General features: G+C 68.7%; 1 protein-coding gene. It reads left to right on the top strand.

From position 1 onward, the window contains the following. The coding region (locus GTY47_RS03590; RefSeq protein WP_040903050.1) for a fumarylacetoacetate hydrolase family protein at positions 1–531 on the top strand (531 nt) is incomplete at both ends.

The raw sequence follows: 531 nt of genomic DNA, 5'->3' as shown, positions 1-531 counted from the left end.
CCTGCCCGTCGGCACCGTGGTGGAGGAGCGGGACCTGCCGTCGTACGTCGCCGGACTGGTGATCACCAACGACATCAGCGCTCGTGAGGTGCAGTTGACCAAGACCCAGTTCTACGAGAGCAAGTCATACCCGACGTTCACGCCGACCGGTCCGTACCTGGCGTTGCTGGAGCCGGAGGACTTCACCCGTCTCCTCGACCTGCGCCTGAAGCTGAGCGTCAACGGCGAGCTGCGCCAGGACCGCACCCTCGCCGACATGATCGTCCGCCCGGCGCAGGTGCTCACCCTGCTGGCCCGCTTCCAGACCCTGGACGCCGGCGACCTGCTGCTCACCGGAACCCCCGGCGGCACGGCCCTGAAGGCCCCGCCGAAGCCGGTCGAGAAGATCGGCGCGCTGCTGCCGCCCGCCGTGAAGTGGAAGGCGTTCTTCAAGAGCCAGGCGAAGAACCCGCACTACCTCAGCCGGGGAGACGTGATCACGGCGACGATCGCGACCCCGGACGGCCGGATCGACCTCGGCGAGCAGCGCAC

The organism is Streptomyces sp. SID5464 (assembly GCF_009862985.1).
In the GTDB taxonomy this organism is placed as follows: Bacteria; Actinomycetota; Actinomycetes; order Streptomycetales; family Streptomycetaceae; genus Streptomyces; species Streptomyces chartreusis_D.
Note: the sequence above shows the minus strand (reverse complement) of the source record. Positions and strands in the feature narration are given on the sequence as shown.